Origin of the sequence: Paenibacillus sp. (assembly GCF_031177825.1) — a bacterium.
GTDB lineage: Bacteria > Bacillota > Bacilli > Paenibacillales > YIM-B00363 > Paenibacillus_AE.
In genome coordinates, this window is record NZ_JAPSKE010000007.1 from 271,415 (window position 1) to 288,940 (window position 17,526).

A 17,526-nucleotide genomic window follows, 5' to 3' on the forward strand; every position below is an offset into this window, starting at 1 on the left:
GATGAACATGGAGAAAATTTGGGTCGCGAAGAAGGAAGAGATCGTCGAAGGAGCGTGCAAGCTCGTCCGCGTCAAGGGGATCGAGTTCGGCATCTACAAGGTGCAGGGCGAGTTCTACGCTTGGAGGAACGCCTGCCCTCACTATGGCGCGCCGGTATGCCAAGGGCATGTGACGGGGACGCGGCTGCCCTCCCAGGTGTACGAATACCGAATGGGCCGGGAAAATGAAATCGTCCGCTGCCCTTGGCACGGCTGGGAGTTCGACCTCGTCACAGGCGAGCATCTGGTCGACCCGGACGTGAAGCTCCGGCGCGGGCGGCTGACGGACGAGGAGGGGAGCGAGCGTCTGACGAAGGGCAAGCTCGAATCGACCGCCGAGGATTTATATCTCTGGTTGTAATGCTTCTGTTACAATAAACCATGAATACGAGGAGGAATTGCATTGGAACGTGCAACCGGTTACAGAAATTGGGTGGCTGCGCACTGCGCGACGCTGGCGTTGTCCGTCGTCTTGTCGGCATGCAGCGGATCGGCATCGGAGGGGAGCGAACCCGCGGCGGACCCGACAGGAGACTCTGCGGCCCCGGCGGCCGAAGCGCAGTCCGAAGCGCCGGCCGGCCCCGTGAAGGTGTCGATCTTGAACGCGTACTTTTCCAACACCGCTCCGAAGGAGGATGGCGCCGTCGTCGCGGAGACGGAACGCATCTCCAATGCCGAATTGGACATTACGTGGGTGCCGTTCAACGTATATAACGAGAAGCTCAACGTCACGATGACGTCTGGCGAGATGCCGCAAGTGATCATGGTCGACAATCCGTTCACGACGTCCATTTTGAACGGCATTCACTCCGGCATGTTTTGGGAGCTGACCCCGTACGTGGACGAATTCCCGAACCTGAAGCGCTTCGACGAGGCCGTCCTGAACAATCTGGCGATCGACGGGAAGATGTACCTGGTTCCCCGCCCGCGCCCGTTCGTCCGCAACGGGTTGATCGTCCGGGAGGATTGGCTGAAGAAGCTGAACCTCGAGGTGCCGAAGACGATCGACGAGTTCTATAACATGCTCGTGGCGTTCCGCGACCAAGACCCGGACGGCAACGGGACCGCCGACACGTACGGCATCATGTTCTACGAGGGAACGATTCCGGCGGACATCTTCGCTTGGCACGGCGCCCCGAACAACTGGAAAGCGGAGAACGGGACGTTCATTAAGGATCTGGAGACGGCCGAGTATCGGGAAGGCTTGAAGTTCGTAAGGAAGCTGTACGAGGAACAATTAGTGAACGAGGATTTCCCGGTCGTCGTGCGGAACGAGGCGCGGAAAAACTTGTACAACAACAAAGTCGGCGCGAGCATCGAGGCGCTCGACGCGGTCGTCCCCTACTATTACTTCCAGATGGAAGAGACGAAGAACTTCTTCGACTTGACCGCCGGCGGACCGATCGAGGGGAAAGCCTTCTCGACCCCAGGACATTACGGCGGCGCCTTGATTCCGAAGACGAGCGTGAAGTCGGAGGAGGAGCTCAAGCAGGTGCTGCGCTATTTCGATACGCAAAACAGCCCGGAGGCGTCCGAAGCGTTCGCGAAGCTGGCGAACGAGAACGAGGCGAAGCCGAGCGAAGAGAAGTTCAACATCGACGATCTGAAGAACTTGATCGTGAACAACGCGGCGATTTATCCTCCGGGGGATTCCGAGCTGAACGTCATGTTGAAGTCGAGAATGGAAGAGCATGCCGCCGTCGGCGTGGCGGATCCGTCCAATGGCTTGATCTCCCCGACGGAAACCGAGAAGAGCGAACAGTTAAAGACGATTCTGGCCGATGCGAAAATTCAGTTCGTGCTCGGGCAGATCGACGAGGGCGGGCTGGACGCCGCCGTCGAGGAGTGGAAGAAGGCGGGCGGGGCCAAAGTCGCGGAAGAGCTCGCCGAGCTGTACGCGAACAAATAACATTTCGTTCATGAAGGCGGTGGATCGACTTGAGACGATTGTGGACCTCCAGTTTTTTGAAGAGTCTGGTCCTGATCAGCAGCGTCATCGGGATTATCCCGGTGCTGCTGCTCGGGTACTTATCCTACAATAAGTCCGCCAGCATCGTCCAGGAAGAGGTCACCGCCGGCAACCGTCTCATCCTGCAGCAAAATAAGGAACAGGTCGAGTCGCATCTGCGGACGATCGATACACTCGCGACGCAGATGATCGGGGGACCGGTCACGACGAACGCGGTATCCGTCCCGACAGTGCTCGACCTGTCCTATGCGTACGAGCATAAGAAGCTGTTCGACAGCTTGATCTATAAGCTCGTCCAAATCCAAGTATTCGAGCTCGGCATCCGCGACGTGCATCTGATCAGCTTTCGGAAAAATTGGATCGTCGAAGGCGGCGCCGTCTACCCGATGGAGGATCGCAGCACCTACGCCCATGACGAATATTTGCTTCAAGTGAAGGAGCGGCTGACCTCCTACCGCGACGTCGCCAAGCGTTCTTACTGGAAGCTGACGGAGGAACGGGAGCGGGGCTTCGTCCTGAAGCTGATCAAGCATATCCCGCTCAACTCGTCCGATCCGTACGGCTTGGTGTCCGTGAACGTCCCCGTCAGCGAACTTGCCAAACGGCTCACCGGGGGCGGGCAGCTCGGCACGGTCGTCGTCGCGGACGAACGCGGCATGATCCTGTCGCATCCGGACAAGACGAAGATCGGCGCGATGGCGGACGAGGAATCGTATTACGGGAACGCGGTAAGCCGGCCCGAGTCCGACGGCCAGTTCACCGGCCGCATCGGCGGGGAGGACTACGCGGTCATCTTCAATCGATCGACGTACAACGGATGGACGTACTTCGCGTTAACGCCGTTGGAGAGCTTGACCGTCGAATCGGATCGGATCAAGATGTACACCATGTTTTCCGTCGCGATCCTGATCGCGCTCGTCGTCGCGACGTCGCTGATCGCCTCGCTGCGCATGTATTCGCCGATCCGGCGCATCTACCGGTTCATGAAGCCCGGCGCGCCGCAGCCGAACGGAAGCGAGAACGAACTGACGGTCATCGGCGATCGGATGTTCCAGCTGGCGCAGTCGGAGACCCGATTGACCGGTCAGGTGGAGCGGCTGAACCGGCAGGCGAGGGAATTTTACGTATATAAGCTGTTGCTCGGGTCGATCAAGCCGGAAGAACTCGAAGAGGATTTCGAAAAGTACGGTTACCCCGCGGACTGGAATCAATGGTGCCTAGCGGCGCTGCGGATCGACACCTTGGAAGGAACCCGTTACGAGGAGAAGGATATCGATCTCTTGCTTTATGCCGCATACAATATCTTCGAGGAGATGATCCCGCCCGGCGATCGGCTGTCTCCGGTCATCCATAACCGGACGCTGCTGGTATTCCTCGGCGCGCCGATGGACCGCGACATCCCGTTCCGGGTGCAGGTGTTCCAACAGACGGACAGCGTTCGGCAGCATGTGAAGGAGTACCTGAAGCTGAAGGTCAGCATCGGCATCAGCCGGAGCTACGCCGACTTCATCCACGCGCCGCATGCGTACGAAGAAAGTCTGGACGCGCTGGCGTACCGCACCCGATTGGGACAGGAATCGATTCTGTTCATCGACGAGGCGCAGCCGGACCCGAAGCTTCGCTTCCGCTATCCGAAGGAGCTGGAGGCGCGAATTCTGGAAGCGGTCAGGCGGCTGGATCGCCCGCAGGCGATCGAAGGGCTGCGGACGTTCGTGGAGCGGTTTTTCGAAAACGAGGTCAACCATTACGATTACCAAGCATACGTAGGCAGACTGTTCACGAACGTCACCGGCGTCGTGCAGGATGCCGGCGGGTCGGTGCAGGAGGTGTTCCGCAAGACGCTGTTTACGTCGGACATCCTGCAGCGCATGCACGCGCCGGAACAGATTTTGCAGTGGTTCGAGCATGAGGTGCTCCTGCCGCTGATCGACTGGATGGAGGAGCGGGCTCGGAAGCAAGAGGTGAACATTTCCAAGGAAATCATCGAGGAGATCGAACGCAATTACGACCAAGACCTCAGCGTCGATATGTTCGCGAGCCGCTTGAATTATCACCCGAGCTACATTAGCCGTGTGTTTAAGAAAGACACAGGCGTCACCTTCACGGAGTACTTGTCCGAGTATCGGATCGAAGTGTCGAAGCGGTGGCTGCGAGAGACGGACATGAAGATCGCCGAGATCGCGGAGCGGCTTCGGTACAGCACCGCCTCGAACTTCAATCGGAACTTCAAGCGAATCGTCAAGATTACGCCGAGTCAATATCGAGAACAAGCGAAATAGGGGGCGACAAGCATGGAGTTGGTTTCGGCCCGGGTCGTTACGCGGCCGCCGACGCGGCTGCCGGACGGCAAGCGGCTGCCTCGCGGGTGGTCGGCGCTGGAGATCGGCCGCGAAGAGGAGACGAGCGTACATCTTCGGTGGCCGGCTTGGGAGGGCGCCGCCGTCGGGAACGGCGGGCGGCTGCGCATCACCGTAGCGTTGGATTACCGCGACGCGCGGTTCGTGGAGGCGCGGCTGCCGGGCTCGGGCGCGCTGCTGGGACGCTTCGACATCCGGTACGCGTACGCGTTTCAGCCGTTCGAGCTCGCGCTGAACGCGGAACAGGCCGCGGCGGCGCTTCGCGAAGGCGTCTCGCTGCGGCTGGACGGCGGTGAACAGCCGCTTTGGATGTTCGACGAGCTGGACGGGGAGAAGGACCGGCGATCGTTCGCGCCGCATCTGCTGCTGGGCGAAGGAGCCGACGGCGCGGAGGCGCGGCTCGACGCCGCCATGGGGCGGCTCGCGTCGTTCGCGTCGCTGCAGCCGTTCGGCTGGATGGAGGGCTGCGTGCTGGACGGACTGTACGCGCTTCGTCCGACGCTCGGCGCGGAGCGGATCGATGCCGCGCTCGACGCGCATCTCGCACAGTATATGGACGACGAGGGACGCTTGTTGTACGAGGACCTTCATGGCCGCGGGGCGGACGATACGTTCACGACGATCGAAGCGACGCTGCCGCTCGCCGTCATCGCGAAGTACCAGCCCGAGCACAACGTCGTGAAGCGGGCGATCGCGTTCTGGGACTCGCGCGGCGCGAACGGCGGCGGAGCCGTCATCGACGGCGACACCGTCTCGGCGGAAGGCGCATACACCGTCGCTTACCCGCTCGCCGTCGTCGCGGCGAAGCATGACCGGAGCGATCTGGCGCGGCGGGCGTTGGAGCAAGCGCTGCTTCGCCGCGACGTTCTGGCGCGGGACCGCGACGTCTTCTTGCGGTACCATCGGAACTCGGATTCGCATAGCTTCCGCAATTGGGCCCGCGCCTACGCTTGGTATATGCTCGGGATCGCGCGGACCGCGTCGACGTTGCGAGCCTCGGCGTTCGCGGATTTGCCCGGGGTCGCCGAGCTGGAGCGGGAGCTCGCCCGCGTGGCCGAGGTCGCCTTGTCGTGGAGGCAGCGTTCCGGCCTCTGGTCCAACTTCCTCGACGATCCCGCCGTCGCCGTCGACGCGTCCGGCTCGGCCGGCATCGCCGCCGCCTTGGCCTTGGGCGCGCGCCACGGCGTGCTGGAGGAGCGCTATCTCCGCGTTGCGGAGGAGAGCTTGACCGCGCTGGCGGCGTACGTGACGCCGGACGGCTTCCTCGGCGGCGTCGCCCAGCACAACGCCGGCGGGGTCGAGCTGCAGCGCGGCGGCTACCGCGTGCTGTCGCAGATGGGCCTCGGCCTGCTGGGGCAATTGTACGCGGCGGTGCGGGGAGCATAAAAATTAGTATGGGGGCCTGCCGGTGACGGCGGCCCCCTTTGCTATTTGACGGCCTTTTCTAAGGTGATTTCCTCTGTTCGAGGAGGATTGCTAGTAGATTTCTATGCCGGATTTGAATGTATTTTGAGGCTCTGTTGTTTTTAAAAGCAAGGGGATTGACAGGAAAAGCAAGTTCAGATTAGTATGAGTACTATGGTCTAACCATAATATAAATGATTTTGTGGTCTAAAGGAGAGGAGAATGAACAATGTCAAAAGCCATCCACGTGCCCAAGGCGCCACAGTTTCCGTTGCCGTTCTCGCACGCAGTTCGTGCAGGAGATTATGTTTACGTCTCGGGACAAGTAGGTGTCGAACCGGAAAGTCGAGAGATCGTCGGACCGACGATTGAAGAACAGACGCGCCAGTGCTTACGCAATATTGAAATCATCTTGGAGGCGGAAGGGCTAACATTAGACCATGTAATTAAGACCAATGCTTTTGTCAGCCTCACCAAAGACTTTCCCGGCTATAACAAGACCTATTCGGAGGTATTTAAGGAGCCGTACCCGGCCAGGACTACTGCCCCTGTCGATATGGGAGCTTATTTGGTAGAAATTGATGCGATAGCTTACGCGCCTTCCAAACGGGTGCGCAACTAATCCTTATTGCAAATGAGGAGTAGAAAATGAAAATCGCAGTTGTCGGTATATATCATGAAACGAATACCTTTGCTCCGGGGATTACGGATTTGGCTTGCTTTCAATCCGAGTGGGTACAGGGCAACGATGCCTTCCTACAGCGATATTCCGGCACTCGTACTTCCATGGGAGGAATCATCGACGCCTTGCAGGAAGAAGGTGTGAACCCGATCTTTGGCTTGTATGCATCTGCTATTCCGAGCGGTATGGTTACCGGCGAAGCTGCCGATGCTTTGCTGGAAGCGGTTATCGATTCGTTGGACTGCACGGCAGACGGTGTAGCGGTCATTCTTCATGGAGCGATGGCAGCCCAAGGCATACCCGATGTAGAAGGGGAAATCCTGCGCCGCGTACGGGAGAGGGTGGGGCGGTCCGTACCGATTGCCGCAACACTGGATCTGCATGCCAACATTAGCGGAGAGATGGTTCGCAACGCAAATATTATTGTAGGATACGATACATATCCGCATATCGATGCTTATGAAAGAGCGGTTGATGCGGTAAACCTGCTCGTTCGCACGATTCGAGGAGAAATCAGTCCGGTGCTTGCTTTCGCGCAAGCCGGAATGTTAATCGTCCCCCAGGTTATGCTGACGGACGAGGAAGGACCAATGAAGGAGTTGTTGAATCGAGCTTTCGACATGGAGCGCGAACCTTCGGTTTTGAATGTCACCGTTCTAGGAGGCTTTCCCTACAGTGATGTGCCTGATGCCGGAGTAGCCTTCGTCGTGACGACGGACGGCAATCTTTCGCTCGCAGAGAACTATGCGGATGAATTGAAGCGTATGGCCTGGAATCGCAGAGAGCGGTTCTTGTATTCGGCCATTCCGGCTGAGGAAGCTGTATACAAGGCGATGGAGATGTCCGACGGCCCGGTGATTCTGGTCGAGGGATCGGATAACGTGGGCGGAGGAGCTCCGGCGGATGCGACCCACCTACTTTGCCATTTGACGAATCCGCCGAAAAGAAGTTTAGTTATCATTCATGACGCACTCGCATCCCTTCGGGCTCACCAACTTGGTTTAGGTGCAAGGTTTGAAGGGGAAATCGGCGGGAAAAGCGATAAGTTACATGGGAATCCCGTGTATATTACCGGCACGATAATGACTTTGTTCGATGGGAAATATGCGCACGTCGGGCCGTATATGACAGGACAATGGGCGGACATGGGGAAGACGGCGGTTATTGAAGCTGGATTATTAACGGTTATTGTAACGGAGAAAAGAGCGGCTCCGTGGGACCCGGGGCATGTCAGTTCCGTCGGACTGCGTGCGGAAGATTTTCATGTCATTGTTGCGAAGTCCGCGATCGCCTGGAAAACTGCGTTCGGTTCGATATATAGAGGAGTTGTGCCCGTGGATACACCCGGATGCTGCAGTTCTAACCTTACCCGTTTTCAATACAAACAGCTTAGGCGTCCCATTTATCCGATCGATCGCCAATAGGGAGGAGCATGGATATGTTAAGCATAGATCAGTCATTAGCCAAATACACGGAAGCGAAGCGGCATCTTGCCGGAGGCGTCGCAAGCTCCTTGCGCGCTTCCATGAAACCGACTCCGCTTTATGTCAGATCCGCCAAGGGCGCGCGTCTCCGCGATGTCGACGGCAACGAATATATCGATTACTTACTTGCCTACGGGCCGCTCATTCTTGGTCACGCACATGATAAGCTCACGGATTCCATCCTTGCCGCTATGCGTAACGGCTACACCTACGGTTTGCAGCACGATGGCGAGATTCAACTCGCCGACGTATTGGTGGACATCCTTCCCTGCGCGGAGAAGGTCGCCCTAAGCGGGTCCGGTACGGAAGCTGTAATGTTGGCGCTGCGTTTGGCGCGGGCGCATACGGGAAAACGGAAAGTGGTCCGTTTTATCGGCCATTATCATGGATGGTCGGATTCCATCTTCACCTCTTTCCCCGGGGCAGGACTGCAACAGACCGATACCGGAGGGCGCTCGAACAGAATACCCCCTGGAACGTCGGGCCAGAGTGAAAACAGCTTGGAGGATCTGATCCTGCTTCCCTGGAACGATGCGGACGCGCTTGAGGTTGCCTTGCGAACTCAGGCGGAGGATATCGCCGCGGTCATCTCCGAACCTGTGATGTGCAATTCCGGGTGCATTATGCCGAAGCCCGGCTATTTGGAGGCGCTTCGCCGACTTACGGAAGAGCTCGGCATTGTGCTTATTTTGGATGAGGTGATCACAGGCTTTCGGCTTGGATTGGGAGGAGCGCATGGACGGTTCGGCATCAACCCGGATCTGGTTACGATCGGTAAAGCGATGGGAGGAGGTATCGCCATTAGCGCTGTAGCGGGAAAGGCGGATCTCATGAAGCATATCGATACGGCGGCAGTCAGCCATCTCGGTACACTGAACGGCAACAGTGTAGCCACAGCTGCGGCGCTTACAACGATTAGGGAGCTTGCGGCAAATGACGGAGCTGCGTTTACAGCTATGGAAAATTTATTTGTCCGATTATCCTCCGGCATTCGTCGGTTGCTTGACAAACACGGTATTAGGGGTGTCGTCAATCAGATCGGCCCAGTGTTCCATATGATGTTTATCGACAAAACGGAAGTAACCGACTTTGATACTTTTATGCTAAGAGACGCCGGGAAGTATACCGAATTTGCCAAGCTCATGTTGGAGGAAGGAGTCCTCCTCCGACCGAATGGGCTTTGGTATATTTCAACCGTCCATGAGCAACCGGACATCGAAGCCACGCTTCATGCAATCGATCGAACGCTCGGGAAATTAAAATAAACGGAGCTGCGAAATGAAGACGGCGACGATCGCATTACAAACAATGGAGAAAATGGCGCGTGGCGAGCATGCAGTGATCGTAATGCTGGGGGACTCCATAACGGAGCCGAATTATCATGTGCACGGTCATATGAATTATGCCGGTTTGCTGCACGAACGACTGCTGGAAAAGTTCGGACGACACCTTCTTGCGGTCAATGCCGGGGTAAGCGGCAATACCGCTCAAAATTTGATCAATAGGCTCGAAAGGGACGTATTACGATTCACGCCTGACCTGGTGACCATCATGATTGGTATAAACGATTGTGGAGCGGCTGTGCCGCTCGAAGAATATGCCGCGGATCTTGAACGTCTGATTCGCTCGATTCGCGGCCAAGGGGCGGAAGTGCTGCTCATGACCCCGCATCCGCTGATGAAGGAAGACTCGGATGTCGCCTCAAAATATACGACCTATCGTCAGTACATCACTGAGATCCGGGAAGTTTCACGGAATCTACAGGTACCTCTGTGCGATATTTATGAAGCATGGGGGACGCTGGTCGACCCTGGAACTCATAGCACGCTTATGAATGATTTTCTCCATCCCAATGAACTTGGGCACCGGGTGATTGCGGATGTCGTATTCCGGTCCTTGGGTATCTAACGCGCTGGTTTATTTGTAGCATCGGAAGGAGGATCGCCAAGGTGAGCATGCCTTATATCGAGCGAAATGGATTGACCCTGTCCCGATTCATGTTGGGTACAGCGCAGTTAGGGATGGACAATTATGGAGTGAATAACCGGTTGGGATCCGTCAATGACAAGGAATTATTAGAGTATTGCGAGCGAGCCGGTATTAATTGCTATGACACTGCTCTTGAGTATGGAGATGCCGAGGTGAAATTGGGGCAATTCTTCAAGGGGAAACAATCCCCTTTCATTGTTTCGAAGCTGAAGGTCGACCTGCAGCTAACCTCAGAGGTTGAGCTCGAACGTCAGATGGTGAGCAAAGCAGAGCAGATTATAAGTCGTCTACAATTGAGCGCGATACCCGCCTTGATGATCCATGATCCTGTAACATTACAAGTGTATGGTCCATCTGTAGGTAGGATATTAAGCAGAATGAAGCGCGATGGAATGATTGAGCGCGGGGGAATTTCTTTCGGAGCCGATCCGGTCGATCAATACAATTATAGTGCTGCACTTCTCCAGGATGACATTTATGAGATGGTGCAGATGCCCGTGAATCTGTTCGATCGGAGGCTTATTCAATGCGGAGCCTTACAGGATTTTGCAGACAGGGGGAAGTGGGTAGTAGCCCGCAGCGTCTTCTTGCAAGGATTGTTCTTCATGAACAGGCAATCACTGCCCGAGAAGCTTCTGCCTGAGGGGGCCGAACTTCTCGAAAAGCTTCAGGGGTTGGCTGTGTCCGAGGAGATGACAATTGCGGAGCTTGCTTTGGCTTATGTCCGCGATTTGCAAGGCGTGCATTGCCTAGTCATAGGGGCGGAAAGTCCGGAGCAGATCAAAGTCAATCTCGAGTTAATGAGTTGCCCGCCGCTTTCCGAGCGAACAAGAATGCGGATCGATCGAACCTTTGCCGATATCCCCCGGATATACATCACCCCTTTCATGTGGAAATCCTAGCAAAAGAGAGGAGCGCTTATAATCAAACGAATCAGGTTTGGAATTGTCGGTTGCGGCTTTTTTGGCGGGGAATTTGCCCGGATTCTGCAGAGCATGGAAGGAGCGGAGGTCGTTGCGGTCTACGGCGGCAGCAACGCAAGTACACGGGCGATCGCAAATGAAATCGGCTGTGAAATGGAGAAAGAGCTTGACGGTTTGGTCGGTCGTAGCGATATAGATGCCATTATAGTGGCCAGTCCGAATCATTTGCATCGGGAAGCAGTTTTGGCTGCAGCAAAGCATGGCAAGCATGTTTTTTGCGAGAAGCCTGTCGCATTAAACCTAGAGGATACGCTAGAAATGGTAGAAGCTTGCCGACTCGGCCATGTACATTTCATGGTAGGCCATATTCTTCATTTCTTTCGAGGGATTGAACAGGTGAAGGCATGGGTTCGAACCGGGGAGATCGGTCGGCCTCTAGTATGTCATGCGGAAAGAACGGGTTGGGAGAAAAGGAAAGATACCGTAAGCTGGAAAAAGAAGCAAAAGGAATCAGGCGGTCACTTGTTTCACCACATCCATGAGTTGGATTTGGCGCAATCGCTTATGGGTCCCGCGACTGCCGTCACAATGATGGCTGATAATGTGGCCCATCAAGGCAGCGGTTGTGGAGACGAGGACGATGTGCTGCTTATCACATTGAAGTTTTCCGAGGGGGGGTATGGTACACTGCAGTATGGTTCCGCTTTCCAATGGGCAGAACACTATATGAAAATCAACGGTACCGAAGGAGCAATCAAGATTGATTTTAGGAATTCGATCGTCGAGCTTCGCAAACAGGGCATGACGATGACAACCATCGGACTGCACGGCGACGAAGCGGAGGACCAAGAGCGGCGTCAAACGTATCAAATGATGGACGGCGGAGTGATTTATGGGAACCCGCAGCTTCGACCGCCTGCTTTTTTGCGTACGCCGATGAAGCGGGAAATGCAAACTTTCTGCGATGCGGTTAACGGAGTTCAGGTTGAGGCGGATAAGGGAATGCTGCTTGATGGAAGCGCTGCCATTCTTTCCGTTCGAACGGCTGCCGCTGCAATGGATTCTAGAAACCATCTACAAACAATCCTCACATGATCCTTCTATCACTGCGTAGCAAGTATGATACATTATAGATGTATGCCCTTACATTTCAGATGATATGTTAAGTAATATGACACAAACTGCCCAAAATTTATAAAAATGTGTTGACAAGAATTTGCGAGGCAAGTAAGCTAATGATAAGCTATAATCTGGTCCAACCATACTCTACATATTTTTTTCGCATAAGTGGTAAGACCATACTATTTGTACAAGGGGGATGCGCAAACGCTTGGATCAGTTTAGTATGGATTTACGGTTGCGGAATGATCTCATTCATAATATTTAGGGGGAATGAAGGGTGAAGAAATCTATAACTTCGATTAGCGCGCTGTTATTATCCATAAGTTTGTTGGTCGGTTGCTCCAGCGGGAACGGAAACGGAGAAACCGACACGAGTTCCAACACCAATGCTGCACCGGAGAACGCAGAGCCTTCCGCTGCGGAAGAAAAAGTGGAACTGACCTGGTGGGTGGATTCGCGGGCAGACATTCAAGATACGTATGAAACGATAAAAAACGACTTTGAAACGGCGAATCCGAATGTCACAATCAACCTGGTCCAAACTCCTGACGATAAAATCGCTGAGCGGATCAGCATCGCCATTAACACGGAAGAGCTGCCGGACGTACAGCAGGGTTCCATCGGTTGGCCGCTGACCTACGCCAAGAAAGACCTGCTGGTTCCTTTGGATGATGTGGTGGAAAAGGAGGATTACGACCAGGGTCCATTGAACTCTTTATCTGTAGATAATAAGCTCTACATATTACCGAATAGCCTTACCGCTCCCGGCATGTTGGTAAACAGAGAATTGTTCACGGCTAAGAATGCCTTAGATCTGCTTCCGCAAAATATGGAAACTTGGACTTACGACCAATTTGTCGAGGCAGCCAAGGCAGTGAACGACCCCGATCAAGGAATCTATGGATTCGGCACTTATGCGGGAGATATAGGCGGAGATCAGGGCCATCATATGTTCCTCTGGGGGTTCGGGGCGAAAACATGGTCGGACGACAAGACGAAAGCAATCCTCAACTCTCCGGAGGGCGTCGAAGGTCTGGAATATCTGGTCAACATCATTAACGAAGAAGGCATCACGCCTCCTGGAGTAGTAGGCCTTAAAGCCGGCGCCGTAATCAACGAGATGTTCCTGCAAGGAAAGATCGGCATGACATTCGGAAGTTTGGGCAATATCAGTGCCTTCGACAAAGCCTTTGCCGACGGTACGGCCAAAGCATTCGAATACGATATCGTACCGTTCCCGTCGAAGGATGGTACAACATCGAACTCCGTTCTTTTCGGATACGGGACGTGGGCATGGAATACAAAGGATGAAACAAGGATAAAGTGGTCCAAGGAATTGGTCAAATTCATTAACAGTAAGGAAAGCATGACAAAGATGGCGAGCGTGCCGTCCGTGATCGTTACGCGCAAATCGCTTAACGCTACTTACGAGCCGGATTCCATTCAAGGGAAGACGATCCAATTGGCCAAGTACGCGGGCGATATCGGTTTGGCGATCCCAGGATATGCGGAAACAAGAAACGCCTTCTTCCCGGAACTTCAAGCCGCCATTATGAAGAGCAAAACAGCACAACAAGCGCTTGATGAGTTTGTAGCGAAAGCGAACCGTATTATCGAACAAAATTCAAAGTAGGGCAAGGGCGGCAAACCGGAGGTTAGGAAATCTCGAACCTCCGGTTAGTTCATCAAGAAAGCTGAGGAATGCGTATGGCTTCAAGAGGATACAGGGAGTTTTGGGGACTGTTTTTCATCGCGCCGTTTCTGATCGTCTTTTTTGCTTTCGAAATATACCCATTTCTTGACGCGATCTATTTAAGCTTATTCGATTACGGGATAGGAAGGAAGGAATGGATCGGGTTCGGGAACTATGCAAGTCTGCTGACGGACGATGTGTTTCTCAGATCGATTTTGAACACATTCCTGCTGGTTCTTGGCGTCGTGCCGGTCACAATCATCTTCTCCATTATAACGGCTAGCCTGATTATAGGAAAATCGTCGGGCGTCGCATCCTTTTTCCGGGCTAGCTTTTATTTGCCGATCGTCACCTCGCAGGTCATCTTGTCGGTAACGTGGTTGTGGATCTACAACCCGGTAAGCGGGATTGGGAATTACTCGCTGTCGTTGTTGGGGATCAAGCCGATTATGTGGTTATCCGATACAAGCGTAAGCTTGATCGCCGTAATCATCGTGGTTATAACATGGAGTGTAGGCCAACCCATCATCTTATATTTGGCCGCAATGGGAAGTATTCCTTCCGATTATTATGAAGCGGCTTCGATTGACGGGGCTTCCGGATGGAGGAAGTTTTGGAGTATTACGCTGCCGTTGCTCAAGCCGACGACATTGTATGTCATTGTAACCTCGACTATCGGCGCCTTCCAGACGTTTGTAGTCGTCCAGCTTCTCACAGGCGGCGGACCGAGTTATTCGACGACGACAATCATGTATTTGCTATACGAGACGGCGTTTAAGTATGGCAATTTGGGTCTGGCGTCTGCCATGGGGGTTGTGCTGGCGGTACTCATTTCCATTTTCTCCGTTATTCAATTCAAAATATTTAAAACGGATGTCGAGTATTAAGGAGGCGCGTGCGGTGATCATGAAATTGCTTAAACGGAGCGCCGATTTATTGTTATATGCTAGTGCCTTCTTCTTCTTGTTTCCGCTTTACTGGATGATAACGGGTTCATTCAAGGATCAATCGACGACGATCAAGATCCCTCCGGATCTGTTTCCGCTTCAACCGACACTGGCGAATTATGTCCGTTTGACAGAGGATAGCTTTATTTACAACTGGTTATTGAACAGCGTTGTCGTTGCGGGAATTTCTACATTATTGGCCTGCCTGATCGCAACCATGGCGGGATATGCACTGACAAAACATAAATTCACAGGCCAAACGATCATATTCGGGGCAGTTATTGTAACCATGATGATTCCTAGACAGTTGGGTCTGGTCCCCATGTTTACCTTGATGAGAGACCTGGATCTGGTCAACCATCTATCCAGTGTAATCCTGCCGATATTGGCATTGCCGTTCGGGGTATTTCTTATGAAGCAATTCAGCCAGACCATTCCGCATGAATTGCTCGAGGCGGCTAAAATTGACGGCTGCAGCGAGGTCGGATTGTTTGCAAGAATATTTCTGCCGGTTGTGAAACCGGGGATCGGCGCGCTTGCCATCTTCGTTTTTTCATTCGCGTGGAACGATTATTTATGGCAATTGATTATGCTGAGCGACAGCAGGAAAATGACGATCAACGTTGGGATCTCTACGTTAATCAGCGAATTTAGCGCCAATTATGGGGCACAGATGGCTTCTGCTACGCTTGGATTCGTTCCTATCCTTATTATTTTTATCGCGTTTCAACGTTACTTTGTTAAAGGGATTACGGTTGGCAGCGTGAAGGGCTGAGAAGATAACTTGCCTGAAAGCGGTTAGGGGGACAGTATGATACTGGGGCAGTTGAATCAATGGAAACGGCAGCGGCAATGGTATGCGGAACCGCTTCGAACCGCTATGGACTTCTTGGGTAACGTTGATAGTCATAGGCTGCAGGAAGGGCGTATCGATATCGCCGGCGACGATATGTTCGCGATCGTTTCCGAGGGGATTACACGTCCCATTCACGAAACGATGGCAGAATCGCATGGCAGCTATACCGACATTCATTATTTGGTTGAGGGCAGCGAGCATATAGGCATCGCTTATCCTACGGACGAGACGGTGATCGCTGAGGATATCATGGAAACCGCTGATGCGTATCTTTACAGAAACGTGCCGAATGAAAGCGTTATTGAGCTTTTGCCCGGCATGTACATGGTGCTCGCACCAGGAGAAATTCACCGGACTTGCTTGTGCTTAGAGCATCCGTCGATGTTCCGTAAAGTGGTAGTCAAAATTCACAACCGTTTCATGGAGAAACAGGTGGAAAACGATGAGCGTGCTGGATCAATTCAGATTGGATCATAAGATTGCGATTGTAACAGGAGGATCGGGGCTTTACGGCGCTCATATTTCTGAGGCGTTGGGGCAAGCGGGGGCTCTTGTCGTCGTTGCATCGCGCAACGTCCGCAAATGCGAGGAGCAGGCTGAAGCGTTAATCCAACAAGGCTGCCAATCGGTGGCGATGCCGCTGGATCTAGGGGACGAGGCGAGCATCGAAGCCTTTACGTCCGATGTCGTAGCCAGGTTTGGCCGCATTGATATTCTTGTGAACAATTCTGTTTCTCGCGAAGGATTAGCCGACATTGAACAAACAACTGCGGAAGGTTGGTCGAAAGCGCAGCAGGTGAATGGCCTGGGCGTCATGCTCCTGTCGAAAGCGGTGGTGAAGACGATGCGGGAGCAACGCGAGGGAAGCATCATTAATATCGCATCGATACAGGGAATTCTAGGTCCACATTTTCCGGTGTACGGAGACAGCGGGATGACAAGCGGCATTGAGTACACCTATGCGAAATGGGGCATGGTCGGCATGACGAAGTGGCTTGCGAATTATTACGGCAAGTATAACGTGCGCGTGAACAGTATTAGTCCCGGGGGTTACAATCCTGTAGGAAGCGATATGGAAATCATGTCCGAGGAATTCTTGCGTAACTATCAAGATCGGACTCCTCTTGGACGGATGGCCGATGAGGACGACATTAAGGGAGCCATTGTATACTTGGCCTCCCGGGCGTCCAAATATGTAACCGGCCATAATCTGGTTATCGATGGCGGTTGGAGTTCTTGGTAGACAAGTGCTCCTGAAGTATTGTTTTGGCCAGGGCCATATCACCGGTACGAATCGCATTCAGGTAAGAAGTATGCTCCTCTGCGCTTTTTTGTATATCGGCTTCCGTGAGCAGTCGAACTGACAGCTGCTGGACGAAAGGTTTTGCTAAATAGAGAAGCGTTTGATTTTGTAAGGAACCGATGACAGCTAAGTGGAATCGGGCGTCTATAGCTGCACGCTCTTCCAGATCTAGCGCGGGACCTGCAAATTGATCGGACAGTTCTTGCAGCTCGTCCCAGAGTTCGGGATTGGGCGTCGGTACCGACGCAAGTGCAGCCGCTTCCAATAAGAAGCGGACCTCGTGAAGTTCCTGAAAGGTTTTCTCATTCATCTGCAGCACGAATGCCAATTGCTCGACGAGGGGATTCAAGAAGTTTCCGGCGACATAGGTGCCTTCTCCATGCTTGATTTCAAGTATTCCGAAGCTCTCCAGCGAGCGAAGGGCTTCACGTAAGATGGCACGGCTGACCCCGAGAATTTGAGAAAGCTCACGTTCAGCAGGCAGTTTATCTCCTGGGGCCATTTTTCGCTCCAGAATCAATTGCTTCAAGTTTTGCACGACGAGTTGACTGAGTGTGTAACGCTCACTCTTTTCGATAGGTTTCATTGTTGTCGATAACCCTCTCGCTTCATCCGATTAAGATATGTAGTGCGTGGTCAGACCATGAAAAATCTTAACTTTCTTTTTAACCTTTGTCAATACCAGCCGCCGCAAGGATGCATTGACAACAAGTTGGTGAAGAGTTAGATTTAAAGGTATCTATGCGATGGTCTAACCA

Annotated in this window: 16 protein-coding genes; 15 read left to right on the plus strand and 1 reads right to left on the minus strand. The window is 53.6% G+C overall.

What is annotated here, in order from left to right; genetic code table 11:
• Positions 1-7 precede the first annotated feature (7 nt).
• The 15 genes from RIN49_RS11390 (at position 8) to RIN49_RS11460 (ending at position 16,708) form a co-directional block, all read left to right on the plus strand.
• Complete coding sequence (locus RIN49_RS11390) at positions 8-400, plus strand: Rieske (2Fe-2S) protein (protein ID WP_309120290.1); 393 nt, start codon at positions 8-10, stop codon at positions 398-400.
• A gap of 42 nt (positions 401-442) precedes the next feature.
• A complete protein-coding gene (locus RIN49_RS11395) occupies positions 443-1,948 on the plus strand; it encodes a type 2 periplasmic-binding domain-containing protein (protein ID WP_309120291.1) in 1,506 nt (501 codons plus the stop codon).
• A gap of 29 nt (positions 1,949-1,977) precedes the next feature.
• Positions 1,978-4,287 (plus strand): helix-turn-helix domain-containing protein, encoded by a 2,310-nt coding sequence (locus RIN49_RS11400; RefSeq protein WP_309120292.1) that lies wholly within the window; start codon positions 1,978-1,980, stop codon positions 4,285-4,287.
• Positions 4,288-4,299: 12 nt separating this feature from the next.
• A complete protein-coding gene (locus RIN49_RS11405; protein WP_309120293.1) occupies positions 4,300-5,751 on the plus strand; it encodes a glycoside hydrolase family 88 protein in 1,452 nt (483 codons plus the stop codon).
• Between the two features lie 247 nt (positions 5,752-5,998).
• Complete coding sequence (locus tag RIN49_RS11410; RefSeq protein ID WP_309120294.1) at positions 5,999-6,391, plus strand: RidA family protein; 393 nt, start codon at positions 5,999-6,001, stop codon at positions 6,389-6,391.
• Positions 6,392-6,417: 26 nt separating this feature from the next.
• The gene (locus tag RIN49_RS11415; protein ID WP_309120295.1) at positions 6,418-7,875 is read left to right on the plus strand and encodes a M81 family metallopeptidase; all 1,458 of its coding nucleotides are present in this window, start codon (positions 6,418-6,420) and stop codon (positions 7,873-7,875) included.
• Between the two features lie 14 nt (positions 7,876-7,889).
• Positions 7,890-9,200: an aspartate aminotransferase family protein gene (locus RIN49_RS11420; protein ID WP_309120296.1), complete on the plus strand. Its 1,311-nt coding sequence runs from the start codon at positions 7,890-7,892 to the stop codon at positions 9,198-9,200.
• A gap of 13 nt (positions 9,201-9,213) precedes the next feature.
• Entirely contained in the window at positions 9,214-9,843 is a 630-nt protein-coding gene (locus RIN49_RS11425) for an SGNH/GDSL hydrolase family protein (RefSeq protein ID WP_309120297.1), read from the plus strand.
• Between the two features lie 47 nt (positions 9,844-9,890).
• Positions 9,891-10,826 carry an aldo/keto reductase gene (locus RIN49_RS11430; protein WP_309120321.1) on the plus strand — a complete coding sequence of 312 codons (936 nt, stop codon included), beginning with the start codon at positions 9,891-9,893 and terminating at the stop codon, positions 10,824-10,826.
• Between the two features lie 42 nt (positions 10,827-10,868).
• Positions 10,869-11,942, plus strand: coding sequence for a Gfo/Idh/MocA family protein (locus RIN49_RS11435; protein ID WP_309120322.1), 1,074 nt, complete (start codon positions 10,869-10,871; stop codon positions 11,940-11,942).
• A gap of 304 nt (positions 11,943-12,246) precedes the next feature.
• Complete coding sequence (locus RIN49_RS11440; RefSeq protein ID WP_309120298.1) at positions 12,247-13,602, plus strand: ABC transporter substrate-binding protein; 1,356 nt, start codon at positions 12,247-12,249, stop codon at positions 13,600-13,602.
• Positions 13,603-13,676: 74 nt separating this feature from the next.
• A complete protein-coding gene (locus tag RIN49_RS11445) occupies positions 13,677-14,549 on the plus strand; it encodes a carbohydrate ABC transporter permease (RefSeq protein WP_309120299.1) in 873 nt (290 codons plus the stop codon).
• A gap of 19 nt (positions 14,550-14,568) precedes the next feature.
• Positions 14,569-15,384 (plus strand): carbohydrate ABC transporter permease, encoded by an 816-nt coding sequence (locus tag RIN49_RS11450; protein ID WP_309120323.1) that lies wholly within the window; start codon positions 14,569-14,571, stop codon positions 15,382-15,384.
• 36 nt (positions 15,385-15,420) lie between these two features.
• Entirely contained in the window at positions 15,421-15,942 is a 522-nt protein-coding gene (locus RIN49_RS11455; protein ID WP_309120300.1) for a NanQ anomerase/TabA/YiaL family protein, read from the plus strand.
• Entirely contained in the window at positions 15,908-16,708 is an 801-nt protein-coding gene (locus tag RIN49_RS11460; RefSeq protein ID WP_309120301.1) for an SDR family NAD(P)-dependent oxidoreductase, read from the plus strand. The genes RIN49_RS11455 and RIN49_RS11460 overlap by 35 nt, the downstream gene beginning before the upstream one ends.
• Here RIN49_RS11460 and RIN49_RS11465 read toward each other — a convergent pair.
• Positions 16,680-17,354: a FadR/GntR family transcriptional regulator gene (locus RIN49_RS11465; RefSeq protein WP_309120302.1), complete on the minus strand. Its 675-nt coding sequence runs from the start codon at positions 17,352-17,354 to the stop codon at positions 16,680-16,682. The genes RIN49_RS11460 and RIN49_RS11465 overlap by 29 nt on opposite strands.
• Positions 17,355-17,526: the final 172 nt, after the last annotated feature.

Excerpts from the sequence above, each read along its gene's own strand:
- RIN49_RS11425 (WP_309120297.1), top strand. The coding sequence starts at position 9,214 with ATGAAGACGGCGACGATCGCATTACAAACAATGGAGAAAATGGCGCGT.
- RIN49_RS11430 (WP_309120321.1), top strand. The coding sequence starts at position 9,891 with ATGCCTTATATCGAGCGAAATGGATTGACCCTGTCCCGATTCATGTTG.
- RIN49_RS11410 (WP_309120294.1), top strand. The coding sequence starts at position 5,999 with ATGTCAAAAGCCATCCACGTGCCCAAGGCGCCACAGTTTCCGTTGCCG.
- RIN49_RS11460 (WP_309120301.1), top strand. The coding sequence starts at position 15,908 with ATGAGCGTGCTGGATCAATTCAGATTGGATCATAAGATTGCGATTGTA.
- RIN49_RS11450 (WP_309120323.1), top strand. The coding sequence starts at position 14,569 with ATGAAATTGCTTAAACGGAGCGCCGATTTATTGTTATATGCTAGTGCC.
- RIN49_RS11415 (WP_309120295.1), top strand. The coding sequence starts at position 6,418 with ATGAAAATCGCAGTTGTCGGTATATATCATGAAACGAATACCTTTGCT.
- RIN49_RS11390 (WP_309120290.1), top strand. The coding sequence starts at position 8 with ATGGAGAAAATTTGGGTCGCGAAGAAGGAAGAGATCGTCGAAGGAGCG.
- RIN49_RS11455 (WP_309120300.1), top strand. The coding sequence starts at position 15,421 with ATGATACTGGGGCAGTTGAATCAATGGAAACGGCAGCGGCAATGGTAT.
- RIN49_RS11445 (WP_309120299.1), top strand. The coding sequence starts at position 13,677 with ATGGCTTCAAGAGGATACAGGGAGTTTTGGGGACTGTTTTTCATCGCG.
- RIN49_RS11420 (WP_309120296.1), top strand. The coding sequence starts at position 7,890 with ATGTTAAGCATAGATCAGTCATTAGCCAAATACACGGAAGCGAAGCGG.
- RIN49_RS11465 (WP_309120302.1), bottom strand. The coding sequence starts at position 17,354 with ATGAAACCTATCGAAAAGAGTGAGCGTTACACACTCAGTCAACTCGTC.
- RIN49_RS11405 (WP_309120293.1), top strand. The coding sequence starts at position 4,300 with ATGGAGTTGGTTTCGGCCCGGGTCGTTACGCGGCCGCCGACGCGGCTG.